Source organism: Leisingera sp. ANG-M1 (assembly GCF_000813745.1).
In the GTDB taxonomy this organism is placed as follows: Bacteria; Pseudomonadota; Alphaproteobacteria; order Rhodobacterales; family Rhodobacteraceae; genus Leisingera.
The window spans coordinates 766-1,150 of sequence record NZ_JWLC01000052.1 but is presented as its reverse complement, the minus strand read 5'-3'; the positions used below and the strand labels follow the sequence as shown (position 1 = coordinate 1,150).

The window sequence follows — 385 nt, the reverse complement described above, 5'->3', positions numbered from 1 at the left end:
CAACTGGCAGCTGCGGGGCTTAAAGTCAGTCTCTAAACCAGGCTTATTCGGCCGGAACGGCTGCCTGCTCCTGCATCACCGGATGCTCCAGCTTGTCGAGCATCTCTTTCGGGCAGACCTGCAGGAAGTTTGCCTTTTCCGCGTCCCAGTTCTGCAGAATATCCGCTGCCTTGCGGCTGCCGGTCTCATCCAGGTGGCGGGCAATCAGGCCTTTCAGCTGCGCTTCCCAATAGGCCACGGTGACCGGGCAGGTGACCAGCGATTCCATGTTCATCACGGTCTCCGCCTTGCCCTCCGGATCATAGAGATAGGCCATGCCGCCGGTCATGCCGGCGCCGAAGTTGGCGCCGATCGAGCCGAGGATCACCGCCACGCCGCCGGTCAT

General features: G+C 61.8%; 1 protein-coding gene. It reads right to left on the bottom strand.

What is annotated here, in order from left to right; genetic code table 11:
* Positions 1-43 precede the first annotated feature (43 nt).
* The coding region (locus RA19_RS25195; RefSeq protein ID WP_039168603.1) for a GltB/FmdC/FwdC-like GXGXG domain-containing protein at positions 44-385 on the bottom strand (342 nt) is incomplete at its 5' end.